The sequence below is a fragment of the Pseudoalteromonas sp. BSi20495 genome (genome assembly GCF_000241185.1).
Classification (GTDB): Bacteria; Pseudomonadota; Gammaproteobacteria; order Enterobacterales; family Alteromonadaceae; genus Pseudoalteromonas; species Pseudoalteromonas fuliginea.
In genome coordinates this window covers 54,444-79,598 of record NZ_BADY01000041.1, presented here as the reverse complement: position 1 = coordinate 79,598, position 25,155 = coordinate 54,444, and the positions used below count along the sequence as shown (strand labels likewise).

At 38.3% G+C, this 25,155-nt stretch carries 20 protein-coding genes, 2 pseudogenes and 1 riboswitch; of the genes and pseudogenes, 15 read left to right on the top strand and 7 right to left on the bottom strand.

The features are described from left to right. Window positions 1–11 precede the first annotated feature (11 nt). Window positions 12–1,895: a GGDEF domain-containing protein gene (locus tag P20495_RS14360; protein WP_033015345.1), complete on the bottom strand. Its 1,884-nt coding sequence runs from the start codon at window positions 1,893–1,895 to the stop codon at window positions 12–14. Between the two features lie 272 nt (window positions 1,896–2,167). On the opposite strand from P20495_RS14360, the pseudogene panP reads away from it, so the two are divergent. Then, a pseudogene (panP, locus tag P20495_RS20320) lies at window positions 2,168–3,792 on the top strand (pyridoxal-dependent aspartate 1-decarboxylase PanP). A 281-nt stretch (window positions 3,793–4,073) separates the two neighbouring features. Here the strand turns inward: panP and argE are convergent. Then, complete coding sequence (gene argE / locus P20495_RS14365; protein WP_008134870.1) at window positions 4,074–5,228, bottom strand: acetylornithine deacetylase; 1,155 nt, start codon at window positions 5,226–5,228, stop codon at window positions 4,074–4,076. A 221-nt stretch (window positions 5,229–5,449) separates the two neighbouring features. On the opposite strand from argE, the gene argC reads away from it, so the two are divergent. The 10 genes and pseudogenes from argC to P20495_RS14410 all read left to right on the top strand — a co-directional run bounded on the left by argC (window position 5,450) and on the right by P20495_RS14410 (window position 14,308). After that, window positions 5,450–6,460 carry an N-acetyl-gamma-glutamyl-phosphate reductase gene (gene argC, locus P20495_RS14370; RefSeq protein ID WP_008134869.1) on the top strand — a complete coding sequence of 337 codons (1,011 nt, stop codon included), beginning with the start codon at window positions 5,450–5,452 and terminating at the stop codon, window positions 6,458–6,460. After that, window positions 6,461–7,228, top strand: coding sequence for an acetylglutamate kinase (gene argB / locus P20495_RS14375; protein ID WP_008134868.1), 768 nt, complete (start codon window positions 6,461–6,463; stop codon window positions 7,226–7,228). A 7-nt stretch (window positions 7,229–7,235) separates the two neighbouring features. Next, complete coding sequence (locus tag P20495_RS14380; RefSeq protein ID WP_007377845.1) at window positions 7,236–8,168, top strand: ornithine carbamoyltransferase; 933 nt, start codon at window positions 7,236–7,238, stop codon at window positions 8,166–8,168. Next, window positions 8,165–9,367: an argininosuccinate synthase gene (locus tag P20495_RS14385; RefSeq protein ID WP_008134867.1), complete on the top strand. Its 1,203-nt coding sequence runs from the start codon at window positions 8,165–8,167 to the stop codon at window positions 9,365–9,367. The genes P20495_RS14380 and P20495_RS14385 overlap by 4 nt, the downstream gene beginning before the upstream one ends. A gap of 48 nt (window positions 9,368–9,415) precedes the next feature. Beyond that, a pseudogene (gene argH, locus P20495_RS14390) lies at window positions 9,416–11,280 on the top strand (argininosuccinate lyase). 230 nt (window positions 11,281–11,510) lie between these two features. After that, window positions 11,511–11,711, top strand: a complete 201-nt coding sequence (locus P20495_RS14400; RefSeq protein WP_007377842.1) for a hypothetical protein — start codon at window positions 11,511–11,513, stop codon at window positions 11,709–11,711. A gap of 16 nt (window positions 11,712–11,727) precedes the next feature. After that, window positions 11,728–12,261 (top strand): hypothetical protein, encoded by a 534-nt coding sequence (locus P20495_RS22440; RefSeq protein ID WP_033015339.1) that lies wholly within the window; start codon window positions 11,728–11,730, stop codon window positions 12,259–12,261. Between the two features lie 497 nt (window positions 12,262–12,758). Next, entirely contained in the window at window positions 12,759–13,268 is a 510-nt protein-coding gene (locus P20495_RS20305) for a hypothetical protein (protein ID WP_050484154.1), read from the top strand. Continuing rightward, complete coding sequence (locus P20495_RS14405; protein WP_008134861.1) at window positions 13,261–13,788, top strand: hypothetical protein; 528 nt, start codon at window positions 13,261–13,263, stop codon at window positions 13,786–13,788. The genes P20495_RS20305 and P20495_RS14405 overlap by 8 nt, the downstream gene beginning before the upstream one ends. Before the next feature lies 1 nt (window position 13,789). Beyond that, a complete protein-coding gene (locus P20495_RS14410; RefSeq protein WP_008134859.1) occupies window positions 13,790–14,308 on the top strand; it encodes a hypothetical protein in 519 nt (172 codons plus the stop codon). Between the two features lie 33 nt (window positions 14,309–14,341). On the opposite strand, the gene coaD is transcribed toward P20495_RS14410, so the two are convergent. Further along, on the bottom strand, window positions 14,342–14,833 hold the full coding sequence (coaD, locus tag P20495_RS14415; protein WP_007377838.1) for a pantetheine-phosphate adenylyltransferase: 492 nt from the start codon (window positions 14,831–14,833) through the stop codon (window positions 14,342–14,344). 194 nt (window positions 14,834–15,027) lie between these two features. On the opposite strand from coaD, the gene P20495_RS14420 reads away from it, so the two are divergent. Together P20495_RS14420 and thiI are read left to right on the top strand one after the other, a co-directional pair. Further along, window positions 15,028–15,681, top strand: coding sequence for a TetR/AcrR family transcriptional regulator (locus P20495_RS14420; protein ID WP_008134856.1), 654 nt, complete (start codon window positions 15,028–15,030; stop codon window positions 15,679–15,681). Between the two features lie 97 nt (window positions 15,682–15,778). Then, window positions 15,779–17,236 carry a tRNA uracil 4-sulfurtransferase ThiI gene (gene thiI, locus P20495_RS14425; protein WP_008134855.1) on the top strand — a complete coding sequence of 486 codons (1,458 nt, stop codon included), beginning with the start codon at window positions 15,779–15,781 and terminating at the stop codon, window positions 17,234–17,236. A 25-nt stretch (window positions 17,237–17,261) separates the two neighbouring features. Here the strand turns inward: thiI and P20495_RS14430 are convergent, their stop codons facing one another. Further along, a complete protein-coding gene (locus P20495_RS14430) occupies window positions 17,262–18,164 on the bottom strand; it encodes a ketopantoate reductase family protein (RefSeq protein WP_008134853.1) in 903 nt (300 codons plus the stop codon). Then, window positions 18,157–18,510: a VanZ family protein gene (locus P20495_RS14435; protein WP_007377834.1), complete on the bottom strand. Its 354-nt coding sequence runs from the start codon at window positions 18,508–18,510 to the stop codon at window positions 18,157–18,159. The genes P20495_RS14430 and P20495_RS14435 overlap by 8 nt, the downstream gene beginning before the upstream one ends. Window positions 18,511–18,661: 151 nt before the next feature. Here P20495_RS14435 and P20495_RS14440 point away from each other — a divergent pair, with 151 nt between their 5' ends. Both P20495_RS14440 and P20495_RS14445 read left to right on the top strand, forming a co-directional pair. After that, complete coding sequence (locus P20495_RS14440) at window positions 18,662–19,144, top strand: YajQ family cyclic di-GMP-binding protein (RefSeq protein WP_007377833.1); 483 nt, start codon at window positions 18,662–18,664, stop codon at window positions 19,142–19,144. Window positions 19,145–19,308: 164 nt separating this feature from the next. Continuing rightward, a riboswitch (cobalamin riboswitch) is annotated at window positions 19,309–19,492 on the top strand. Between the two features lie 36 nt (window positions 19,493–19,528). Next, entirely contained in the window at window positions 19,529–21,355 is a 1,827-nt protein-coding gene (locus P20495_RS14445) for a TonB-dependent receptor domain-containing protein (protein WP_008134850.1), read from the top strand. A 77-nt stretch (window positions 21,356–21,432) separates the two neighbouring features. Here P20495_RS14445 and msrA read toward each other — a convergent pair whose 3' ends face one another. Next, window positions 21,433–21,969, bottom strand: a complete 537-nt coding sequence (gene msrA, locus P20495_RS14450) for a peptide-methionine (S)-S-oxide reductase MsrA (RefSeq protein WP_008134848.1) — start codon at window positions 21,967–21,969, stop codon at window positions 21,433–21,435. An 85-nt stretch (window positions 21,970–22,054) separates the two neighbouring features. Then, a complete protein-coding gene (locus tag P20495_RS14455) occupies window positions 22,055–25,153 on the bottom strand; it encodes an efflux RND transporter permease subunit (RefSeq protein ID WP_008134846.1) in 3,099 nt (1,032 codons plus the stop codon). Window positions 25,154–25,155: the final 2 nt, after the last annotated feature.

Below are 25,155 nucleotides of genomic sequence, written 5' to 3'. Positions count from 1 at the left end.
TGATGACCAATTTAGCTCATTAATTCTTCATTACTTTGAGAATTAACATGTGGCGCTGGGGGAGCAAAATAAATACCTTGCATCAGCGTCACATTCGCTTTTTTCAGTGCGGTCACTATGGTTGCATTTTCTACTGAACCGGCTGTGAGTTGTAAGCCAAGTTGGTTTGCAAAGCTTGCTATGTGTTCAATAAACAAATAGATATCTTTATCGTTAACAATTTGTTTTATTAAGGCCCCATCTAGCTTAATACCATCGACTTCAAGTTTTAGTACGTTAGAAATATTTGAATAACCACTGCCAAAATCATCAATGATTACTTTTACACCCTTTGTTTTAACCATTCCTATGAATGCTTTTACCTCTGAAAAATTAGCTATAGCTTGTGTTTCTAATAATTCTAAGGTGATGTTACTCGGGTGTGGATAACGTTTTAATTCGTCGGCTATAAATTCGCTCAAACTAGGATCAAGCATATCTTGCGCGGTTATATTTAAGCTCCAGCAAATATCTGTTTTTCTAAAGCGGCTAATACATTGTGAGAATATAGTACGAGTTAACAAGCCATCCATTCTTGAACGGGTAACTACATTTAAAAAAGCCTCTGGCTTGAGTATTTCACCACTTGCTGTAACCATGCGCGCTAAACATTCATACTGCACTACGCGTTTAGTGTTTATATCAATAATAGGTTGAAAGTAAGGGACAATACGGTTGTTATCAAATGCTTCACGAACCTCTTTAGCCATTTCTACATTGTATTGATATTGCACTTTTACATCGTGAAGTGCTTTTGAGTAATTAACAACGGTATGGCGACCTTGTTTGGCTTGCAGTGCCGCAATATGGGCATTTTCTAATAACAAAGATTTGTTACCGCTGGCTATACCGGCACACAACGTAATATAAATAAACGGGTCGGTTAATAGTGGGGTATTAAAGTTGTAGGTTTCGATTAAGTCGTTAAACTCATCGTACGGAATTTCTTTTGGTGCAAGTAATACCAGTTTATTGGTCGCTAAGCGATAAATATGACAACGAGCAGAGCAGCGACTTTTAAAATGCATGAGCAAGTTCTTCATTACTTTATCGCCCACCTCAGTGCCATAAAAGCTATTTATGTCTTCAATTTCGTTAATCCAAATAACAGCTAATTGCATATGGTGCGCATTACTTTGCTTTAGGAAGTATTCAAGCGCTATATGGTTTGCAAAGCCCGTACTGGAGTCTGTTGCTAAAGATCGTTTGAGTAAGTAAATATAAATAGTTGCAACAAGTATTGCGATGAAGAAAAAGAAGCTCGCCATAGCGGCCGCTTTTGATACACTTTCTTTAAGTTTTTGGTTTAAATCATAAATGGTGATATCAGCACCTGTTATGTAGGTTTTACCATTAGTGTTATCAACATAAGGGATAAAAATAGTTTTAAAATGTCCCCATTGATCTGCTGATATTTCAAATACAGGCTCTGTCGAATAAAAAGCACTAATGTTCGCCTTAGTGGCTTCAGGGTAAAGATCTAAAAACTGGGTTACTTTGCCATTGCTTTGGTCTTCTTTTGTATAACTCGATGCACTAAAGTAGACTTTGTTATCTTGAAGTACCATCGCGTATACATAAGCAATGTTGAGTGCTTGGGCAAAGTCAGAAAGTTGCTTACTCTTTTTTTGATAATCAGAAAAACTAATCGTTTTTCCCTGATTAACTTTATTTAGGTACGTATCGCCGAGTATATGCTTAACACTGGTGGCTGCGTTAAGTAAGCGCGTATCAACAGAGTGCATTATATCTGCGCGTGTTGTTTGGTAAGTATAATAAACGTAGGTAAGTAAACTGATTAAAAATAGGCTAAAACCCGCCATTAACCAACTTACCCTTACTCTTCCTTTTAGCATGTGCGTCCCTTTTTTGTTATTTTTTTATTATACGCAAAATATATAAATGCCCAATAATTAATTCTTATTTATTGGCAAGGCTTAAATATTAATTAAATTATCACTTTTTTGTCATGTCTTTGTCTGCTTTTATGGCTTTAAGCGAGACATTTTAGTTATATTGCAGTAAAGTTAGCGCAATTAATTAAAAACACTGTTACTTAAAATAACGTCTTAGTTTGGCGTGTTTCATAGACAAACACGTGTTTTAGCTACACACACTAGGTATTGAGATGGATCAAAAGCGTTGTGCCGTCGCCTCTAAAGAAAGCCTTAAGCGTATATTTACTGTACCTGAAGCGCCAGACTCAACTTTAAGCAAAATCGAGCTTGAAATTTCGAGTAATTTAGCAGGTTTCTTAAACGAAAATATTGCGGCAATTGAAAAACCATTACATGAAATAGAAAAAGACTTTCAATCGGCAGTGATCCCAGAAGATCCAACGTTTGTATCTGCTTATGCCCAAGACATTATGGAGCAACTTGTTGCGCATTCGGTGCATACAGCTGCGCCTAGCTTTATTGGTCACATGACCTCTGCTTTGCCGCATTTTTTATTACCACTGTCAAAACTGATGGTAGGGCTAAATCAAAATCTAGTAAAAATAGAAACATCTAAAGCGTTTACGCCTCTTGAACGTCAAGTACTTGGGATGATGCATCATCTAGCTTATGGGCAAGAAGACTCATTTTATTCTAAATGGATGCACAGTGCTAAAACCTCATTAGGTGCATTTTGCTCTGGTGGTACGGTTGCTAATATTACTGCGCTTTGGATTGCGCGAAACCGTTTATTAAAACCGGATGGCGATTTTAGAGGTATAGGCGCACAAGGCTTAATTGCCGGTATGCTGCATTATGGCTATAAAGGTTTAGCGGTATTAATATCAGAACGTGGACATTATTCATTAGGTAAATCGGTTGATTTACTCGGTATTGGTCGCGATAACCTAATTGGTATTAAAACTTGCGAAAATAATAAAGTCGATGTAATAGCGATGCGCGAAAAAGCACGTGAGCTTGAAGCGCAAGGCATTAAAGTAATGGCCATTATTGGGGTGGCGGGTACAACCGAAACCGGGAATATTGACCCACTGGACGAAATGGCCGATTTGGCACAAGATATTAACTGCCATTTTCATGTAGATGCTGCATGGGGAGGAGCGACGCTTTTATCAAACACGCATCGTCCTTTATTAAAAGGAATTGAGCGAGCAGATTCAATTACCATTGATGCACACAAACAAATGTATGTACCCATGGGCGCTGGTTTAGTTTTATTTAAAGATCCTGCTGCAACTGATGCAATAGAGCACCATGCTGAGTATATATTACGTAAAGGTTCAAAAGACTTAGGTAGCCACACGCTTGAAGGTAGTCGCCCAGGTATGGCGATGTTAGTACATGCTTGCTTACGTGTTATTGGTCGTAAAGGCTACGAGATGTTAATCGATCGTAGTATAAAAAAGCACATTATTTTGCTGGTTTAATTAAAGCAGATGAAGATTTCGAACTTATTTCAGAGCCTGAGCTGTGTTTACTAACGTATCGTTATGTACCTAAACAGATTAAGCAGGCAATAAAAGATGCTGATGCAACAACACGTTTAGACATTTTTGCATCACTTAATCGTTTTACTGCGAGTATGCAAAAGCGTCAGCGGGAGTCTGGTCGCTCGTTTGTATCACGTACACGCCTAACGCCATCTAAATACGATAATCAACCTACTGTTGTATTTAGAGTGGTTCTTGCAAACCCACTTACATCAGGCGCTATTTTAAAAGATATTTTAGCCGAGCAAAAAGAACTAGCTAAAACAGATCCTGTATTTAAAAAGTACCTCAGTAAGTATATGTAGCTAATAAGGTGTAATTTAAAACAAGAAGACGCTTAATTGCGTCTTTTTTTTTTTTACTTGGTTACTTAATCAATTTGAGGGATTAAACCTAACGCTAACTTCTTATTTACAACTGTATGAACACTGGAGTAATACCAATCTGCTTAAATATAGGGTCTATTTAACGTTAAGGAAATTACGCTAGAACTAGGCAAAAAATTTTGTATTTAGTTGTTCTAAATAATTATTTTCTGTTGTCATCGATAAGATTTTTTTACCTCAAAATAGGGCACTTAATTAAGTTAATTGATATTAAAACAACTGGCTTTAATAATGTTACTGATAATTTTTTGTGACGGTTTTATTTTTTCCATTGCTAAAAACTCATCAGGCTGATGGGCTTGATTTATTGAGCCCGGCCCCATAACGATTGTTTCACACCCTAATTGCTGAATAAAAGGTGCTTCAGTACAGTAATTAACAGCTATTGCTTTTTGCCCTGCTATTTTTTCAGCTAATATCACTAAAGCACTGTTGGTGTTGCCAGTAAAGGCCGGTATTGGCTCGTGTAAATCAATTACGCTGACCGCATTGGGGTATTGTTGATTTATCTCTTTCGTTGCATCAAGTACTAATGCTTGTAACTCTTTTACACTCAAACCTGGTAATGGGCGCATATCTATATGCATTTCGCAGCAAGCACAAATTCGGTTAGCGTTGTCGCCGCCATGAATATTACCAAAATTTAATGTTGGGTAAGGTATTTCAAAGTGGCTTAATGAATATTTATGCTTTAACTGCTCTTTTAAGATCAATAATTTTGAAGTCACTTTATGCATGATTTCTATGGCGTTGAGACCACGTTCGGGATCAGAGCTATGACCTGAGCGTCCAATTACTCTAATCGCTGTACTCATATGTCCTTTATGTGTAAATACCGGTGTCATATCAGTAGGTTCACCAATTATACATCGCGCAGGTTTTAAATTTGGGTGCTTACATATTTGCTGTGCACCTGCCATTGTGGTTTCTTCGTCGGCAGTGGCGAGTATTAAGATAGGCTGGGTTTGCTGCTTTTCATCAAGTTCACTAATTGCTTGTAATACAAACGCAAAAAAACCTTTCATATCAATGCTACCGAGCCCATATAATTTATTGTCGAGTTCGGTAAGTTTAAACGGATTATGATTCCAGCGACTATCATCAAACGGGACGGTATCGGTGTGGCCCGCGAGCATTAATCCACCATCTCCTTTGCCACGTTTAGCTAATAAATTATAGCGACCTTTACCTCCTTCTAATTCAATGATTTCACATGTAAAGCCAAGTGTTTCGCACCACCTCGCAAGTAGTTCAATTACGCTTTTATTACTCATACACTGACTATCTTCAATTGCACTGATAGACGGAGCTGCAATCAATTGTTGATACATAGAAATAAACGATGGCAAAGGCATAAAAAAATCCAAAATAAGTATTCAATTTAATTGCATAACAATATAAAAGTATTTATGATGAATATCAATTCACTTTTTAAGCATAAATATATTAAAGTAACGTTATGAAAACAATGCGACGATAATCAAAATTCATTAATAAAAGGCTAAATTAGCGCCAAGGCTAGTTTAAGCGAACAAGATAGACAAGTAACAACTAATTTTAAGATAACGAGTAACAAATGAATGTAGTGATTATTGGCGCAAGCGGTTACAGCGGCGCAGAGTTAGCAAGTTTAGTTGCTAAACACCCAAACTTAACTTTAGCGGGTTGTTATGTATCAGAAGGTAGCTTAGATAAAAATAAATTGCTAAGTGATTTATATCCTGAACATCTAGGCTTGCTCGACTTACCATTACTCCCTCTTGGTGAATCAGCTTTTGATGACATTCAAACTAGTGCTGACTATGTGTGCTTATGTACAGACCATAAAGTGAGTGTTGATTTAGCACCGCGTTTTTTAGCAATGGGTAAAAAGGTATTTGATTTATCTGGTGGCTATCGCCTTGCAAGCAATGATGATTACGTTACATATTATGGTTTTGAGCACCAACATCCTGAGCTATTAAATAAAGCTGCTTATGGTTTAGCTGAGTGGAATGGTGAAGCTATTGCCAATGCACAGTTAGTCGCTGTTGCTGGATGCTACCCAACGGCCGCACTAAATGCATTAAAGCCTTTGCAACAAGCCGGTTTATTAAGCGAACAGAGTATTATTATTAATGCGGTATCGGGAGTTACCGGTGCTGGACGTAAAGCAAGTGTTGGCACGCATTTTTGCGAGGTTTCGCTTACTCCCTATGGTTTATTTAATCATCGCCACGGTCCTGAAATTGAGCAACATCTTGGTCACCAAGTCTTATTTACGCCGCACTTAGGCAATTTTCCTCGTGGTATTTTAGAAACTATTTATGTGCAGTTAAAGCCTGAGGTAACAAGTGAGCAAGTAACACAAGCGTATCAGGTACTTGCCGATGAGCCACTTATTCGTTTATTAGGCGATAAAATCCCATCAATAAAAGGTGTAGCTAAGCAACCTTATGTTGATATTGGTTGGCAGCAACAAGGATCGCAATTAATTGTTATTGCAGCAATAGATAATTTATTAAAAGGCGCTGCAGGGCAAGCTTTACAGTGTATTAATCTATCAATGAATTTAGAGCATACCACGGGCTTAAAAGGAGCGTTTTAAATGAGTAAAAAAACGTGGGTTATTAAACTAGGTGGTGCTGTACTTAATACAGAAAACGCGGCTAAAGCATTGTTTGATGTACTTAATGAGCAACAAAATGCTCAGTTTGTAATTGTACACGGTGGCGGTGCACTTGTTGATACTTGGCTAAAAGAAGCTGGTTTTGCCAGTGCTAAGCACCAAGGTTTGCGTATCAGCCCTGCAGAGCAAATGCCTTACATCGTAGGTGCACTAGCAGGTTGTGCCAATAAACAATTAATGACTCAGGCTATTAGTGCAGGGCATAAACCGGTTGGGTTAAGTTTGTATGAAGCGGGTGTTACTGCTACTCAAAAGTTAAAAGCACTTTGTTTAGTAGGTAAATGCACAAGCAACGATGATTCTATTATTAACGATTTACTTAAAATTGGCAGGCTACCGATCGTTAGCTCTATCGGTTTTGATGAGCAAGGCCTTTGGTATAACGTAAATGCTGATGAAGCTGCAGCGGCTATTGCTAGTAATTTAAACGCAGAACTTATTTTTATGACTGATGTAGAAGCGGTGCTTGACGCAAATAAGCATCCCTTACATCAGCTTGACACAAAACACATTGATACTTTAATAGATGAAGGAGTAATTGTGGGCGGGATGGAGGTCAAAGTTAAGACCAGCCTTCACGCTGCCCAACATTTACGACGCGGTGTGTATATTTCCAGCTGGCAAAAGCCAGAAAATTTAACTGACTTGCTTGAAGGCAAGCATGTCGGAACTAAAATTACACCATAGGTTTATTATGTTTAAGAATTTTTTAACCGGTTTAGAATTAGACCAAGAAGGCGCACTTAATTTATTAAAGTTAGCGCAAGACATTAAAGTAAAACCAGAGAAATACAGCCAAGTATTAGCTGGTAAATCGGTTGTAACGTTATTTGAAAAACAAAGTTTACGTACGCGTTTGTCGTTTGATATAGGTATTAATCGTCTTGGTGGTCACGCGGTTTATTTAGATCAGCAAAATGGTGCTATGGGTGCACGCGAATCAATTAAAGATTTCGCTCTTAATATTTCAACATGGGCTGACGGGATTGTAGCGCGTGTTAATCAACACAGTACGCTAACTACATTAGGTGAATATTCATCGGTACCGGTGGTTAATAGTTTGTGTGATTTGTACCACCCGTGCCAAGCACTCGCTGATTTTTTAACGCTTCAAGAAGTACATGGAGATGTAAGTGAGCTTAAAGTAGCTTACTTAGGTGAAGGTAATAACGTAACTCATTCATTGATGTTGTTAGCAGCTACACTAGGTACAGATTTTGTAGCTGTAACACCAAAAGGGTGCTCACCAGATTCACAAATACTTAAAAAAGCAGAGCAGATTGCAGCAATGAACGGTGCATCAGTTATGGTGAGTGATCGCGTTGAAGCTGCTGTTGGCGCAAATGTTGTTTACGCAGATACTTGGGTATCAATGGGTAATACAACACCAATTGAGCAAGTTAAAGCCAAGTATATGCCATATCAGCTAAATCAGGCATTGCTAGATCAAACTGGTGCTACGACGGTATTACACTGCCAACCGGCGCACCGTGAATTTGAAATTACCTCAGAGGTAATGGATGGTCCAGCATCTAAAATTATTCAACAAGCAGAGAATCGTATGCATGCGCAAAATGCTCTGCTAGTTACATTATTAAATCCAAATTTTGTTAAGGAACACCTATGAGTTCAATTAAAAAAGTCGTTTTAGCCTATTCAGGTGGTCTTGATACATCGGCTATTGTGCCATGGTTAAAAGAAAACTACGGCTGTGAAGTTGTTGCGTTTGTAGCAGATGTAGGTCAAGGGGCAGAAGAACTTGAAGGCGTAGAAGCTAAAGCAATTGCCTCTGGTGCATCTGAATGTTATGTAGTTGACTTAAAAGATGAAATGGTAAGTGATTACATTTACCCAACACTTAAAACGGGCTCAATTTATGAAGGCACTTATTTATTAGGTACCTCTATGGCGCGCCCAATTATAGCTAAAGCGCAAGTTGAAATAGCGCGTAAAGTAGGTGCCGATGCACTTTCTCATGGTTGTACTGGTAAAGGTAATGACCAAGTTCGTTTTGAATCATGCTTTGCAGCACTCGCACCTGATTTAAAAGTAATTGCGCCATGGCGTGAGTGGGACTTATCGAGCCGTGAGTCATTACTTGATTACTTGGCGGAGCGTGACATTCCGTGCTCAGCATCAGCGACAAAAATTTACAGCCGTGATGCTAACGCATGGCATATTTCACACGAAGGTGGCGAGCTTGAAGACCCATGGTGTCAACCAACTGAGCAAGTATGGACATGGACTAATTCTCCAGAGCAAGCACCAGATAAATCAGAACTCGTAACTTTAAAAGTTGTTGAAGGCGAAGTGGTTGCTGTAAATGGCGAAGAACTTAAACCATATGACTGTTTAGTTAAATTAAACGATATTGCATCACCTCATGGTGTTGGTCGTGTTGATATTGTAGAAAACCGTTTAGTAGGCATGAAGTCACGCGGTTGCTACGAAACGCCCGGTGGTACAGTTATCATGGCAGCACTTCAAGCCATTGACGAGCTAGTACTTGATAAATCAAGCCGTAAATGGAAAGAAGTGCTGGGTGGTGAATTTTCGCATTTAGTATATGACGGCCGCTGGTTTACACCACTTAAAGATTCTATTTTAGCTGGTGCAGAAGCGCTTTCTAAAGTGGCAACAGGTGAAGTCGTACTTAAATTATATAAAGGTCAAGTAACTGCGGTTCAAAAGCAGTCGCCAAATAGTTTATATAGCGAAGCATTTGCCACATTTGGTGAAGATGATGTGTATGACCAATCACACGCTGAAGGCTTTATTCGTTTATTCTCGCTTTCAAGCAGAATTTCAGCACTCGCTAAAAAGTAAATTATTACGCCCCTGTAAAAGGGGCAATACAGGGTTTGGAGATATTTCATGGCATTATGGGGCGGACGTTTTTCTACGGGTCCAGATGAGGCGTTTAAGCAATTTAACGACTCTCTTCCCTTCGATTATCAGTTAGCAGAGCAAGATATTATCGGCTCTGTGGCATGGGCTGGTGCACTTGAGCAAGTTAATGTGTTATCGAGTGATGAGCACAAAGAACTCGTTGCAGCATTGTATGAGTTACTTGAAGAAGTAAAAGCTGATCCACTCGCTGTAGCTACATCGGGCGCAGAGGATATTCACTCGCATGTTGAAGCTGCATTAATCGAAAAAGTAGGTGATTTAGCTAAAAAATTACATACAGGCCGAAGCCGTAATGATCAAGTCGCAACAGACTTTAGATTATGGTGCCGTGATACCGCTGAGCATATTTTAAAAGCAATTGAGCAACTTAAAGGCGAGTTTGTATCTTTAGCTGAGCGTGAACTTGGTACTATATTGCCCGGTTATACTCATTTACAGCGAGCACAGCCAGTATTATTTAGCCACTGGTGTATGGCTTACGTAGAAATGCTAGAGCGTGATGAAAGTCGCTTGCAAGACGCGAAAGCGCGCATGAATTTTTGCCCACTAGGAAGTGGTGCATTAGCCGGTACTGCTTACCCAATTGATCGTCAAGCACTTGCGCAAGGTTTGGGTTTTACTGGTGCGACTAAAAATAGTCTTGATGGCGTCTCTGATCGCGATTTTGTTGTAGAGTTATTAAGCTGTGCATCGATTTCGATGATTCACTTATCGCGTATGTCAGAAGATTTAATATTTTATAACTCGGGTGAAGCTGGTTTTATAGAGCTTGCAGATAACGTGACATCGGGCTCATCGCTTATGCCACAGAAAAAGAACCCTGATGCATTAGAACTTATCCGTGGTAAAACGGGTCGTGTATTTGGCGCGTTTAGTGCGATGATGATGACCTTAAAAGCACTCCCTCTTGCTTACAACAAAGACATGCAAGAAGATAAAGAAGGTATATTTGACGCTATGCCAACATGGCTTGCGTGTATTCATATGGCACAAGCTTGTATTAAGGGCGTTAAGGTAAGAGGAGATCGTACACTTGCTGCTGCTAAAGGCGGTCATGCTAATGCAACAGAGCTTGCTGATTATCTCGTCGCAAGAGGCGTACCTTTTAGAGAGGGGCACCACATTGTAGGCGTCCTTGTTCAGCTTGCTATTAGCGAAAATAAAACGCTAGAAGAGCTTTCGCTTGAGCAATACAAATCAGTTAATGATGTTTTTGAAGACGATGTATACCCGGTATTAGAAATTGATGCGTGTATAAAAGCGCGCCAAGCTCTTGGCGGCACATCGATTGAGCAAGTAACTGGTGCAATTAAAGAAGCCAAAAAAAACAGCAAATAACGGTTCGTGATGCAAATCTAGATGACGTTGAATCTATAGCTAAGCTCATTCAGCATTGGGCTACAGTTGGCGAAAATCTACCTAGAGCTAAAAGTGACATGGTGCATTCTATAAATGAATTTGCGGTCACTGAAATTAACGGTAAGGTATCGGGCTGTGCCTCGCTGTATATATATGATACAGGTCTTGCTGAAATTCGCTCTTTAGGTATTGATCCTCAAAGCGTTGTTACTGGGCAGGGGCGGCAACTCGTTGAGCATTTATTAATTAAAGCTAAAAAACTGGCGCTGAATAGAGTGATTGTACTAACGCGTGTGCCTGACTTTTTCGAAAAGCAGCGCTTTACCTTTTGCACTAAAGACAGTTTGCCAGAAAAAGTAATGAAAGATTGTGAGCTTTGTCTTCGTAAAGAAAATTGCGATGAAGTTGCTATGGAATTTATTTTAAAGCCAAGTAAAAGTGTGGAGATCCCGTGTAAATACGTGGCTTAAACTCCCTGGATACAAAAAACGTACGGTTATCCCTGTGCGTTTTTTTATATCTAAAACAAACTGGTTTGATCTGTTGCATTTTTTAAAGTGTCAAATAAAGTTGGCATACAGGTTGCTTTATTATAGGTGGGTGGCAAAAATGGCTACCTAGATTAAAACAGGTAACATGTTTACCTATATAATAGCGTGATAAAAGTCGCGCAAACTATAATTTTATAAGGATTAATAACATGCAAATTTCAGCGAATAACCAAGTACAAATGCAAGCATATAATAAAACACAACAATTAAAGCCTGCAATGGAACAAACTGCTAGCCCTAAAACCCTGCAATCTGATACAGTAAGCATTTCTCAAGAGGCTATTGCTGCAGCAAGTAGTGATAGCTTACAACGTGGCGGGGGCAGTGTAATGCCTGTCAGACCAAAGTAATAATTTAAGGTTTTAAATGATTCTAACTGAGCTTTTTGGGTTGTTCTCACTGTCTGCTTTTACGATGTGGGGATTTCTGATGACTTTCTTTTTTAATGTGTTTGTATACTCATTAGATTTAAAAAGAGGTACAACTCTTCTGCTCAGTTCATTTATTATGATGATATCTTATACCTTATCTGACTACTTCTATACATGGCTTTCTATTAAAAACTCAATATACTTGGATTGGGCTTTGTATGATATTTCTACTATTTTAGCGTTAATATGCATATATAAAATAACCGAAAAAACAACACCTTCTTTTTTGTATTTAATTGTTGGATTGTCTATAAATTCGATTTTCTTTTTTTGTATGTATTTAGATATGTATATATTCGGAAATATGGAACGATGGTTTTTTTGGGATGTTTATACATACGCAGTTAATTTAATGGACTTAATTATGATAGTCGCATTAATTGTTGATAGAGACTTCCTAGGTCTTCATAAGTTAAAGAACAAAACCCTCAGTTACTTCAAATCAAACGATACCCACAAATTAACCTAGTTTAATATGTACGTTACTGAAGCCTTAACGGATTATGTAGGAGCTTTCTCCCAAAGGGGTCTTTTTAATGGCTTTCTTATGCTGTTTAGCTATTAATATAAATAAGGAAAGTAAGTCTCCTGTTTATTTATCTGCGCTTATGCTCTGCTCATATATTTTTAGTGGCTACATAGATTTATTAGAAAATTTATATTTAAGCTGGGCACTCTACGATTTCATTACAATTTTAGCTTTGTTAACTTTACAGTGCTTCAAAGTACTCCAACGTTCTGTAGCTTTTCACTTAATCATAATTTCGTTAACAATAAATGCTGTACTCACCCTCGTAATATATTATGACCTATACGTTTTATATAACTATGAGCCTTGGTGGTATTGGAGTGTTTATTCTATTGGCGGAAATATGTTCGATGTTTTAATGATTCTTTCACTAGTATTCAATAAAAATACCATTTTTAAAAGGGGTGCTGCATTGAACTTTAAAAAGTTGAAAAATATTGAATGAACTTTTAATTAGCCCAACAGTTTCTTTGTACATAGGTGCATTTGTACAATGGGGATTCCTTATGGCCTTTTTGTATTCCCTTGCTCATTCGATTAATAAGCCTAATAAAGAAAAAGTGTATTTGTCTTTGGTTATGAGTGTTTCATATTCATTTAGTATATTTACAAATATGAATACGGTAACTTATCTTGATTTTTTATGTTTTGATATTTTAACTATTATAGCTCTTACACTTCTAAGGCGATTTCTAAAAAGGGATGTTGCCTATATATATCTTCTAACTGGTTTGACTATAAATTCAACCCTGCACCTTTTTATGCACTATGATATTTATGTACTAGATAATGTTGATTATTGGTGGCTTTGGAATTTTTATTTAATAGTTATCAATTTAGTCGATCTCACAATGGTAACTATTCTCTTTTTTAACAAAGATTTTTTAGGTTTAGTTAAGTTTACTAAATTTTTAACTGAAAAATTTAACAGGTCACGCCATGCCTGACTTTCTATGGAGGCTGGCTGGTTTATACGACTATATAATTATTTTTATTACATGGTCTTTTGTTATTGCTTTTTTATATAATTTGTCTATTAGCATTAACAAGTATGACAAAAGCTGCACACAGCTTGCATTCATTATGGTGGTATCTTACACCTCAAGTATTTTTATGGATCCCTTTAGCAACACACCTCATTTGACCCTTTTCATATTTGATATCGTAACTATATTTTTTCTGATTATATGGCGGAGCTATTTTAGTAAAAGCCTCCCTATAGCCTTTTATTATCTTTTAGTTGGACTTAGCTTTAACGCATTTGTTTTTTTTGGAATGCACTACGACAGTATTGTTTTAGGAAATTTAGACTACTGGTGGTTTTGGGCCTTGTATGTAATCGGGCAAATAATTTCTGATTTAACAATGCTTTTAGCTCTCCTAATTAATAAAGACTTTTTAGGTTTGGTTGCATTAAAACGTTATTTATTTGGCAGTACAAAAAGCATTCATAAAAAGGTTGAATAGAATGGAGGGTCTATTTTGGCAATTAAATTCAATTAATGAATATTTTGGAATACTTATTACATGGCTTTTTGTTTTTGCTTTTTTGTTCACTCTATCAATTGCTATTAATAAGCAAGATAAAAGCCGAGTTCATCTTTGCTTTATTATGATGGTTTCGTACACATCTAGTTTATTTATGGACATAACTACTGCAGCTCCACATTTAAAGTTGTTTATATTTGATGTACTAACAATTGCCGCTATTCTTATGTGGCGTATTTTTTTAGGACGTAAAATACCGTACGGATTTTATTATCTTATTGTAGGGCTTTGTATCAATACCTCACTGTTTATGGGCATGTATATTGATAATACTCTTTATGGCAATTGGGACTTTTGGTGGCTGTGGATGCTGTATGGTTTCTTTATGCCTGTTATTGATATTACGATGGCACTAATATTAATTATCAATAAAGACTTACTGAAGCTGGTTTGGTTAATTAAAAAATTAAAGACATCATCTATATCAAAGCTAAATTAGCGCATACGAGTTATGCGCTAACGCAGTAAATTACTATTGGGCACCACAGCCCAATTTAGTTTTTAGCGCTTTGACAATTACAGGGTCCACAAACTCGCTTACATCACCATTGTGACGTGCTACTTCTTTAACGAGTGTTGATGAAATAAATGAATTTCGCTCTGCGGGCGTTAAAAATACACTTTCTAAATCGGGGTTTAGGCGACGGTTCATATTTGCGAGCTGAAATTCATAATCGAAATCAGATACAGCCCTAATACCACGAATAAGCACATTAGCATTATGATCGCGCGCAAGGTCAGCCAGCAAGCCTGAAAATCCGATAACTTTAACATTACCTAAATGACTCAAAATGGTATTAGCAAGTTCAACACGTTCTTCTAGGGTAAAGCAGGGTTTTTTACTTGGGTTGTGGGCAACAGCAACTAATACGGTATCAAACATTTTTGCAGCACGATGAATCAAGTCAGTGTGCCCATTGGTAAGCGGATCAAAAGTGCCTGGGTAAATTGCAGTAACGTTCATAATATTCACTATTTATTATTTTAGCGTTAGTTTAACAGTGTTTAGGGCACAAATCAGCTTTGCCCAAATAGATTATTTACTCAGTTCCTAATGATGGTTAAGGAGTAAGTGTGTTTTAATCGATAATATTTGTTTATACTGCGTGGCCTATTTTTAGTGTAATGTAGTGCATAAGATAATTAGAGTATTAGCGTATGAATACCAAGGATAAAATAATACACACCAGTATTTCGTTATTTAACGAGCAAGGTGAGCGTGCAATATCAACCAATCATATAGCGTCGCATTTAGGAATGAGCCCCGGTAATCTTTACTACCATTTTAAAAATAAAGAAGACATTATTCGTCATATATTTGCGTTATATCGCGATCATTTAAGTACGCAATTTAAACCTATCAACAAAAATGACGATGCATTTAACCACTTAACAGCTTATTTAGATTCGTTGTTTGAATTGATGTGGCGCTATCATTTTTTTTACGACAACCTCGGCGATATACTCGCCAGAGACGCTGATTTGAAGCAAGCTTACATTGATTTCCAACTCGAATTATTAGAACAAGTGCGAAAAATTATACTGGGGCTTCGCGACAGTGAAATGATTGCAATTGATGAGCAAGATGTCATTGATTTAGCACATACGCTTAAGTTAACGGTTAGCTTTTGGACGCCTTATATTAAAGCGCGTAGGCCAAGCGGTACCCTTGCTGAGCAAGATATATATCACGGTATTTTAAAAGTACTCACATTGTTTAGAGCGTATAGTACTGATAAAAGTATCGATAAAATGAACCTGCTACGCAAAAAATACACCGAATTAGCACAACACGCGCAAACTGTTGCCTAATTGCTAATCATTGGCTGTTTCCTAGACGCTGAATTTTTTGCTATAATCGCGCGCCAAATGCCTGGGAGCGCGAATTCCCGCAGTCTAAGAGTGAACTATGCTTAAATTTATCGTCAAACTACATCCTGAAATAGCCATTAAAAGCCGTTCAGTCCGTAAACGCTTTACTAAAGTGTTAGAAAATAACATTAAAATTGTATTGCGCCGTGTTGACGAAAAAGTACAAGTTAGAAATAACTGGGATAATATTTCAGTTGTTACAAAGCTTGAAGATGCGCAAGTTCGTTTAGATTTTATCGATAGCCTTAAACGCATACCTGGCATCGTTCAATTTATTGAAGTAACCGAAACACAATTCGAAACTCTTGATGATATTTACCAAAAAACAATAGCGTTAGTTGGGCATACAATTATAGGTAAAACCTTTTGTGTTCGTGCTAAGCGTATAGGTCAACATGACTTTACCTCAACTGATTTAGAGCGTTATGTTGGTGGTGGATTGAATCAACATATTGAAGGCGCAAGCGTTAAACTTAGCCGTCCAGAAGTAACAATACGTTTAGAAGTAAAAGACGACAAAGCTTACATTGTTTCGCAAACGCATTTTGGTATGGCTGGTTTTCCACTACCAACGCAAGAAGACGTGCTTTCTCTTATGTCAGGTGGTTTTGACTCTGGCGTAGCAAGTTATCAAATGATTCGTAAAGGTGCACGTACACACTTTTTATTCTTTAATCTAGGTGGCGCAGCGCACGAAATTGGTGTTAAGCAAGCAAGTTACTACTTATGGAAAAAATACAGCTCTACACATAAAGTTAAATTTGTAACTGTTGATTTTGAACCTGTTGTTGCTGAAATTTTAGAAAACGTTGAAAACAGCCAAATGGGTGTTGTACTTAAACGTATGATGATGCGCGCAGGGAGTGTAGTTGCCGACAAGTTAAACATTCAGGCACTTGTCACTGGTGAAAGTATTGGCCAAGTATCTAGTCAAACATTAGCGAATTTAAGCGTGATTGACCGTGTTACTGAAACGCTTATTTTACGTCCGCTCATTCAACACGATAAGCAAGAAATTATTAATATTGCTCGCCAAATTGGTACGGCTGAAATGGCAGAAACAATGCCTGAATACTGTGGTGTTATTTCTAAAAAGCCAACGGTTAAAGCCAAAATAGACGTTATTCTTGGTGAAGAAGAAAAGTTCGACTTTGATGTACTTGATACCGTTGTAAACAACGCACGTATAATGGATGTGCGTGATATTGACGTTGAAGCCAAACAAGAACTTAAAGAAGCGGAATCGGTTGCTGATTTACCTGTAGGCTCTGTGGTAGTTGATATTCGCTCACCAGAAGAAGAAGAAGCTGCACCGCTAGAAATCGACGGTGTTGAAGTGGTGCATTTACCGTTCTTCCGTCTGGCGACTAAGTTTGGTGATTTACCAAAAGATACCGACTACTATTTATATTGTGACAGAGGCGTAATGAGCCAACTACAGGCACTTATGCTGCACGAACAGGGCTTCGAAACTGTAAAAGTTTATCGCCCGTAAAGTTAAAAGTTTATGTAAGCGTGGTTTATACCACGCTTTTTTTTGCCTGAATTTTGACAAACAACTCATCGTTGTAAGGTGTTTTAATGTTGTGGAGTTTACCTTGTTGGCTAATATAGCCGCATATAGCTGAGATTTCAGTTTCTCTGTTATACGCTAGATCTTGCTGCATTGAGGAGTAATTATTTGCGGTTAACTCCATTATTTTATAAGCGGTATTAAGTGCTTTAATTAATGGAACATTAAGCCCTTGAGCCTTTGCAATATTACATGCTTCAGTGAGTGCATTAAAAATTATTGTATTGTACTTAGGTGCACGTAATTCGCCATTTCTTACATTACTTAAAGCGCTTAATGGGTTAATGGCAATATTTACGAGTAGTTTTTCAAAACGAAGCTGCTGAATGTTATTAGTAAATGTTAGGTTGGGTATTACTTTAAAAATATCAGCTATTGGCGCACTATTTTGAAGTACTAGCTCATTACAGCCACCAATAACGCTTTGTCCTTCACCAGTGTGTTGCACAATATATTGGTTTGATTTAAAGCCCGCTATGCTTGTCGTTAAAAAGTAGAGTGCTTGATGGGTGTTTAGTTGGCTATTTACCTCATCAACATTACCCATTCCGTTATGCGAAAGTACAATAGAGCAATGAATTGGTAAAAATGGCTTTATTTGTGAAAACGCATCAAGTACTTGAAAAGCTTTAACAGTAAATAAAACAACATCAAATTCAGCAGCTTTATTTAGCTGATTTAATGAAATAAATTGAGCGTCAATTTTTTTAGAGGTCCCTTTACCTCGACTATAAAAGCGGGTATTTGTTGGGCTTTTACGAGTTAAAACACTGACATTATGCGATGCGCTTAAAAAGTGGCTAAGTAATAAGCCAATAGCACCATCGCCAACGATTAAAATATTAGCCATATGGGTTCTTTTTTCGAGATGTAAAAATTACTCTAAGTAAAAAGTAGCTTGCAGCACCTGCAAAATCAGCAAAAAAATCACCGAGTGATGCCTGCCTATACGGGAGTGCGTCTTGCATTATTTCTATAGATGCGCCATAGCCTGCCAATAAAAGTATTTGCGCATATAAAGGAAGTTTAAACGCTTTATCCATTATTATGGCTAGTATAAAAAAAATCCCAAAATGAGCGACTTTATCAACATGAGGGAATAAATTTACAACGCCACCTTTTATTTCTTTAGCAAATAAAAGGGTAAAAGCCACAATGCTAATTAAAAAAATTGCTTGGTAAACACGCCTTGTCACGACAAATCCTAAAATCGCTTAAAAAAGAGACCGCAGTATATCAAACTAATTTAGTATCGCACCTGAACAAGATGCAGAAAAATGTAAAGAATTATAATTTTAGCGTTATAATTACCACATAAAATTAAGATTAAATAGTTAGGAGAAACCTATGCCTTCATTTGATATTGTATCTGAAGTAGAAATGAACGAAGCTAAAAATGCGGTTGATAACGCCAACCGTGAGCTAGAGACCCGTTTTGATTTTAGAGGTGTTGATGCATCTATTGAATTAAATGACAAAACAATTAAATTAAAAGCTGAAGCTGATTCTCAAGTTATGCAATTGTTTGATATTTTGGCAAACAAAATCTCTAAGCGTGGTATGGATGTATCAAGCTTAGAGCTTCAAGATATTACTCGTGCAGGTAAAAATGTATTTCGTAACGTTGGCTTAAAGCAAGGTATCGAAAAAGACATGGCTAAAAAAGTAGTTAAGGCCATTAAAGACTCTAAAGTTAAAGTTCAAGCCGCTATTCAAGGCGAAGAAGTACGCGTTACTGGTAAAAAGCGTGACGATCTTCAAGAGGCTATGCAAGTAGTGCGTAGCGCTGAGCTAGGTCAGCCTTTTCAGTTTAAAAACTTTCGCGACTAAAGTACACCAGCTAGAACCTAGCTAACGAGTGTGTAAAATGTATTAAAAAAAGCTAAGCAGCAATGTTTGGCTTTTTTTGTGAGGTTATTTTTCGTATTTATCATAGATGAATCTATCTTTAGCTGTATAGACGTCCATTGACATTTATAAACAAAATACCCACAATAGCGGCATATTTTCAAGGTGCTTGCTAGCCACTTCATGTAATGATTTTTTTAGCAGGATAATCGGGAAGTTGGTGAGTTTTCATGATGACTACAAGCCCAACACTGCCCCCGCAACGGTAAAGTATTGCATGTTTTATATGCTTACTGAGTCCGGAGACCGGCCTTGATGCAATCTTACTTACTTAAATCTTTGCGGTGGGCAAAGGTAGGGGACATCATGTTAAACAAAACAACTCTAGGCGTTGCAATTTCTGCTGCGCTTTCATTTTCTGTGTCTGGTGCAGAGCAATCAATTGAAAAAATAACCGTTACAGCTAATAAGTTTGAGCAATCAATTAACGACGTTTTAGCGAGTGTAAATGTTATTGAACGTGCTGAAATAGAAGCAAGTAACGTACGCGATTTACCTACACTTTTAAGCACGCGAGTGGGCTTTCAGGTTAATCCAAACGGTGGTTTTGGTCAAAATACAGGTGTGTCACTTCGTGGTACGGGCTCTGGCGATACGTTGATTTTAATTGACGGTGTACGTACAGGCTCAGCAACACTAGGTCAAAAAGCATTAAATAATGTCCCTCTAAATAGCATTGAACGCATAGAAATTATTAAAGGCTCTCGCGCGGCTGTTTATGGTTCTGATGCACTCGCTGGTGTTATTAATATTATTACGCGTGAGTCAGATAACTTATCCCTAAGCGCTACATTTGGTTCTGACTCTTATCAAAATTATCAAGTTGCAGGCTCTGTAAAATCAGATGATATAACAACAGCATTTAACGCAGGCTTTGAAAAAACAGATAACTTTGATGTACTGCAAAGCGTAGCACCTGATGAAGATGGCTATGAAAATAAAAACCTTGGTTTTAAAATAAACTACACCGATGCACATTACGGCGACTTTAAGTTATTAGGCCAATACAGTGAAGGTTATGCAGATTACGATAGTAGCTTTAGCCCAGCAGACAGTACGATTGAACGAGATGATTTTAAAAACTATCAACTTTCTGCAGGTTGGAGCAAAAACTACACTAACCAAACGCATAGTCTTGATTTAGCGCTTTCAACAGATGATTCAGATAACACTTATGTTGATTTTTCAGTTGGGCCAACAACAAGTACATTTATAACTAAACGCACACAAATTGATTATAACGGGCAGTACCTGTTATCTAATGAACTTAACATTAGTGGTGGTATTAATTGGTACAACGATGATGTGTCGCATAGTTCGCAACTATTTGTTGAAGACAGCCGCGATGTACTTGCTGTGTTTGTAGGTGCTTACTACGATGCAGATAAAGTATTGGCTAATTTAACTGTTCGCCAAGATGATGATGAGCAATTTGGCGACGAAACAACGTATACAGCCGCTGCAGGTTATCATTTATCTGAAGATGCAACATTTCGTATAAGCCAAAGTACTGGCTTTAAAGCTCCTACATTTAACGATTTGTATTATCCACTTTATGGTAACCCTGATTTACAACCTGAAAAATCAGTAAACCGTGAGTTAGGTTTGAGTGTGGACTTTGATATTGCGCAAGTTGATATTGCAATATTTAGAAACGATATAGAAGATAAGATTGATTACGATGCAAACTTTGCATTGGCTAATATCGATGAAGCACGCTACGAAGGGGTTGAATTTAGCTTATCTCAGCAGTTTTTTGGTTTTGATAGCAACCTCAACTTTGCTTACTTAAGCGCTGAAGACGAAGAAACGGGCGCAGAGTTGCGTAATGTTGCTAAACGTACTTTTAACTGGGAACTTGCAAAACAGTTTGGTGCTTTTGATGCAAGCTTAGACATGCAATACCGTAGCGACCGACAAGGTGTTGTGACTCGCTTAGGCTCTTATACACTTTGGAACTTAGCGGGTAATTATCAAGTAAATGAACATATTGAAGTTTCGCTTCGTGTAGAAAACTTATTTGATAAAGAGTATAACGCTGTTGATTCAAACGCTGATTTTACAACGGGTGAAGTGTATTACTACAACACGCCAGAGCGTCGCTTTTTTGCAGGCGCAAGCTACCAGTTTTAACGGTATTTATTAATATTAAAAAGCCCGACTTATGTCGGGCTTTTTAATGTGTAGCTAAGTTTAACAACTAAAATTAGCTAGTCAGCTAAGAGCTCTTTAAATACGGTTTCAAACTTGTGTAACTTAGGTGCTATTAAAATACTACAGTAACCCTGCTGTGGATTTTCGTTATAGTAATCTTGGTGATAATGCTCTGCTGGGTAATACGTAGTGGCAGGGCTGACTTCTGTCACAATTGGCTCAGCGACATGGCATTGCAGTTGAGCTATCACTTCGTTGGTTTGCTTAAGTTGAGCTTCATCGTGATAGTAAACCACACTTCTATATTGTGTGCCTATATCGTTACCTTGGCGATTCAATTGTGTTGCATCATGCAGTGTGAAAAACATTGCTAAGAGTGTTTCAAAGCTAACTACAGTCGCGTCAAATTCAATTTTAACAACCTCAGCGTGACCGGTTGTGCCTGAGCATACAGAATCATATGTTGGGTTATTTGTTTCACCGCCGGTGTAGCCAGAGCTTACGGTTAGTACGCCATTTACACGTCTAAATGCAGCATCTATACACCAAAAACAGCCGCCACCAAATGTTGCTACTTGCGTTGTTGAGCTCATAAGTATTCCTAAAATGTATATGGGGTTTAAAGGCGAGCATAAATTGTATGCGCCGCAACAACAAGGTTACGGCGCAATTAAGAGGCTAGATCTCTTCGAAAGGTTTTTCAGCAGCTTGTTTGTCTAATTTTTGCTGTAAAAACTCAGGTGATTGAGTGTTACGTGCAAGTGCATAATATGCAGCAGGTACAACAAAAAGAGTTAGTAGGGTCGATACAATAACCCCAGTAAACACGACTACACCTATCACCATACGGCTTTCAGCGCCCGGACCTGAAGCAAGTACTAAAGGTACCGAACTCATAACCGTAGTCAGCGAGGTCATAATAATAGGGCGCAAACGCTGAGTTGCTGCTTGCAAAATAGCTTCACTAAATTCAACGCCTTTATCGCGCAGTTGGTTAGTAAATTCTACAATCAAAATACCGTTTTTAGCACTTAGCCCTATGAGCATGACAATACCTATTTGGCTGTAAATATTTAAAGTAAGTCCTGTAGCCCAAAGTCCGAACATAGCGCCCATTAAACCAAGTGGTACGGTAAGCATAATGACGAACGGATGCATAAAGCTTTCAAACTGCGCTGCCAGTACTAAAAAGGTAACGGTGAGTGCAAGTATAAATACGTAGGTCATCGCTGATGCGCCTTCGTAATAAAGCTGCGACTCGCCTTTGTAATCTACGGCGCCATCTATATCGTTTTCTTGCGCGGCTACTTCGTTTAAAAAGTTAAGCGCTTGCTCAAGCGTATAACCGTCGGATAAGTTGGCGCTTAATGTAATTGCGCGCATACGGTTATATCGGTTTAAGCGCGATGCGGTTGCTTCTTCTTTTAAGCTGATAAGGCTATCAAGTGGGACTAGTTCACCGCTTCGTGATTTAAGGTATATATTTGAAATGTCAGTAGGGTTAGTAAAGTCTTCTTTAGTCCCTTTTAAAATTACATCGTATTCTTCACCACGGTCAATAAAGGTTGTAACACGGCGCTGGCCAAGCATTGTTTCAAGTGTACGGCCTACATCAGATACAGAAACGCCTAAATCAGCGGCCTTGTTTTTATCTATGCTGACTAAAAATTGCGGAAAGGTTTCTTTATAATCATGATCGATTCTTACTAAACCTGGGTTTTGCTCGGCACGCTTAATTATACGGTCACGCCAATCGGCAAGCTGAGCGTAATCATTACCTTGCAATACAAACTCAATAGGGCGAGATGAACCACCACCGCCAATACCACGGCGCATAATGGCAAATGCACGAACATCGGTAACTTCTTGCATTTTACCGCTTATTTCGTCCATTACTTCCCATGTTGAGCGTTTGCGCTTATCCCAATCGGCCATGCCAACAATTGCAACACCGCCGCTGCCCCCCCAGCCAGGCACTCGAACAAGTACGCGACTTAGCTCACCCGCTTGCGAGAAAGGCATTAAGCGTTCTTCAATTTTAGCCATATTAGCGGCATTATTTTCATAACTTGCGCCCTCAGGACCGCTCATCATAATAAAGAACGTGCCACGGTCTTCTTTTGGCGTTAGTTCAGAAGGAACTTGTAAAAACAACGAGTAACTAACAAAGCCAGCTAATAATAGGCTCACCATTAAACCCCATTTACGGGTTATGTTAGTGGAGAGTGAATTACGGTAACTTACTTCAATTTTAGTAAACTGGCGGTCCATCCATTGGCTAAATTTATTTGGTTTGTCTGATACTTTAAGTACTTTAGAACACAAGGCTGGAGCGAGTGTCAGCGCTGTAACACTTGAGAAAAATACGGCAGCACTTACCGCCATAGCAAACTCAGTAAATAACGCTCCTATACGGCCATCCATAAACACCAATGGCACAAAAACAGATATTAGTACAAGCGTGGTTGCTACTATGGCAAAACCTACTTCGCGCGCGCCTCTAAATGCAGCTAGTAACGGCGGCTCACCCAGTTCAATACGACGGTGAATGTTTTCAAGCATTACAATGGCATCATCTACTACTAAACCAATGGCCAGTACTAAGGCAAGCAAAGTGAGTAAGTTGATTGAGTAGCCCATTGCTAATAAAAACATAAAGCTACCAACAAGTGCAACCGGTACGGTAACAGCTGGAATAAGCGTTGCTCGTATATTGCCTAAAAACAAAAATATAACGAGTACGACTAAACCCATAGAGATGGCAAGTGTGCTGTAAACTTCACTAATTGATTCTTTAATAAATACTGATGAATCGTAGCTGTCTTGAATTGTAGTGCCTTCAGGCAAGTTTCGTTTGATTTTTTCAAGCTCACTACGTGCGTTATCTACTACGGTAAGTGTGTTTGCTTTAGCTTGTTTTACAATACCCAGGCCAATCATATTACGCCCGTTACCACGAAATAAGCTTTCGTCATCGGCAGCTTCTAATTGTACGTCGGCAACTTCACCTAAACGCACTAAATAACCTTCATCACCACGTTTAATAACAAGGTTTTTAAAATCGCGCTGATCTTTATAACTACGTGCGGTACGCACGGTAAAGTCGCGATCTATTGATTCTATTTCGCCGGCGGGTAATTCAACGTTTTCTGTACGCAGTGTATTTTCAATATCGCTTGAGGTAATACCGCGTGCAGCCATTGCTTGGCGGTTTAGCCAAATTTTCATAGCGTATTGGCGCTCACCACCAATACGCACGTTAGATACACCATCTACAACGGCTAAACGGTCAACAATGAAACGCTGCGCGTAATCAGAGAGCTGTAACGAGTCCATTGTTTCGCTGTTTAATACAAACCAGGCGATTGGGCTTTCATCACTATTTGATTTAGACACTTCTGGTGGGCGTACCTGATCGGGCAAGCTATCAAGTGCACGTGCAACACGTTCACGTACATCGTTAGATGCTGCATCTATATCGCGGTTAATATCAAACTCAATGGTAATGTTTGAACGCCCATTACGGCTTGATGAATTAATACTTTTAATACCTTCAATACCCGAAATACGGTTTTCTATTATTTGCGTTATTTTGGTTTCTATAATTTCGGCAGAAGCACCAGTGTATTCAGTGCTGATATTTACAATCGGTGTTTCAATATCAGGGTATTCACGAAGCGGTAACATAGTAAATGCAACCAGACCAAAAGTGAGAAGTAGTAAATTAATTACAATGGCAAAAACGGGGCGTTTAACGCTAGTATCAGTAATTTTCACGT

Excerpts from the sequence above, each read along its gene's own strand:
- P20495_RS14360 (WP_033015345.1), bottom strand. The coding sequence starts at position 1,895 with ATGCTAAAAGGAAGAGTAAGGGTAAGTTGGTTAATGGCGGGTTTTAGC.
- argE (WP_008134870.1), bottom strand. The coding sequence starts at position 5,228 with ATGCCTTTGCCATCGTTTATTTCTATGTATCAACAATTGATTGCAGCT.
- argC (WP_008134869.1), top strand. The coding sequence starts at position 5,450 with ATGAATGTAGTGATTATTGGCGCAAGCGGTTACAGCGGCGCAGAGTTA.
- argB (WP_008134868.1), top strand. The coding sequence starts at position 6,461 with ATGAGTAAAAAAACGTGGGTTATTAAACTAGGTGGTGCTGTACTTAAT.
- P20495_RS14380 (WP_007377845.1), top strand. The coding sequence starts at position 7,236 with ATGTTTAAGAATTTTTTAACCGGTTTAGAATTAGACCAAGAAGGCGCA.
- P20495_RS14385 (WP_008134867.1), top strand. The coding sequence starts at position 8,165 with ATGAGTTCAATTAAAAAAGTCGTTTTAGCCTATTCAGGTGGTCTTGAT.
- P20495_RS14400 (WP_007377842.1), top strand. The coding sequence starts at position 11,511 with ATGCAAATTTCAGCGAATAACCAAGTACAAATGCAAGCATATAATAAA.
- P20495_RS22440 (WP_033015339.1), top strand. The coding sequence starts at position 11,728 with ATGATTCTAACTGAGCTTTTTGGGTTGTTCTCACTGTCTGCTTTTACG.
- P20495_RS14405 (WP_008134861.1), top strand. The coding sequence starts at position 13,261 with ATGCCTGACTTTCTATGGAGGCTGGCTGGTTTATACGACTATATAATT.
- P20495_RS14410 (WP_008134859.1), top strand. The coding sequence starts at position 13,790 with ATGGAGGGTCTATTTTGGCAATTAAATTCAATTAATGAATATTTTGGA.
- coaD (WP_007377838.1), bottom strand. The coding sequence starts at position 14,833 with ATGAACGTTACTGCAATTTACCCAGGCACTTTTGATCCGCTTACCAAT.
- P20495_RS14420 (WP_008134856.1), top strand. The coding sequence starts at position 15,028 with ATGAATACCAAGGATAAAATAATACACACCAGTATTTCGTTATTTAAC.
- thiI (WP_008134855.1), top strand. The coding sequence starts at position 15,779 with ATGCTTAAATTTATCGTCAAACTACATCCTGAAATAGCCATTAAAAGC.
- P20495_RS14430 (WP_008134853.1), bottom strand. The coding sequence starts at position 18,164 with ATGGCTAATATTTTAATCGTTGGCGATGGTGCTATTGGCTTATTACTT.
- P20495_RS14440 (WP_007377833.1), top strand. The coding sequence starts at position 18,662 with ATGCCTTCATTTGATATTGTATCTGAAGTAGAAATGAACGAAGCTAAA.
- P20495_RS14445 (WP_008134850.1), top strand. The coding sequence starts at position 19,529 with ATGTTAAACAAAACAACTCTAGGCGTTGCAATTTCTGCTGCGCTTTCA.
- msrA (WP_008134848.1), bottom strand. The coding sequence starts at position 21,969 with ATGAGCTCAACAACGCAAGTAGCAACATTTGGTGGCGGCTGTTTTTGG.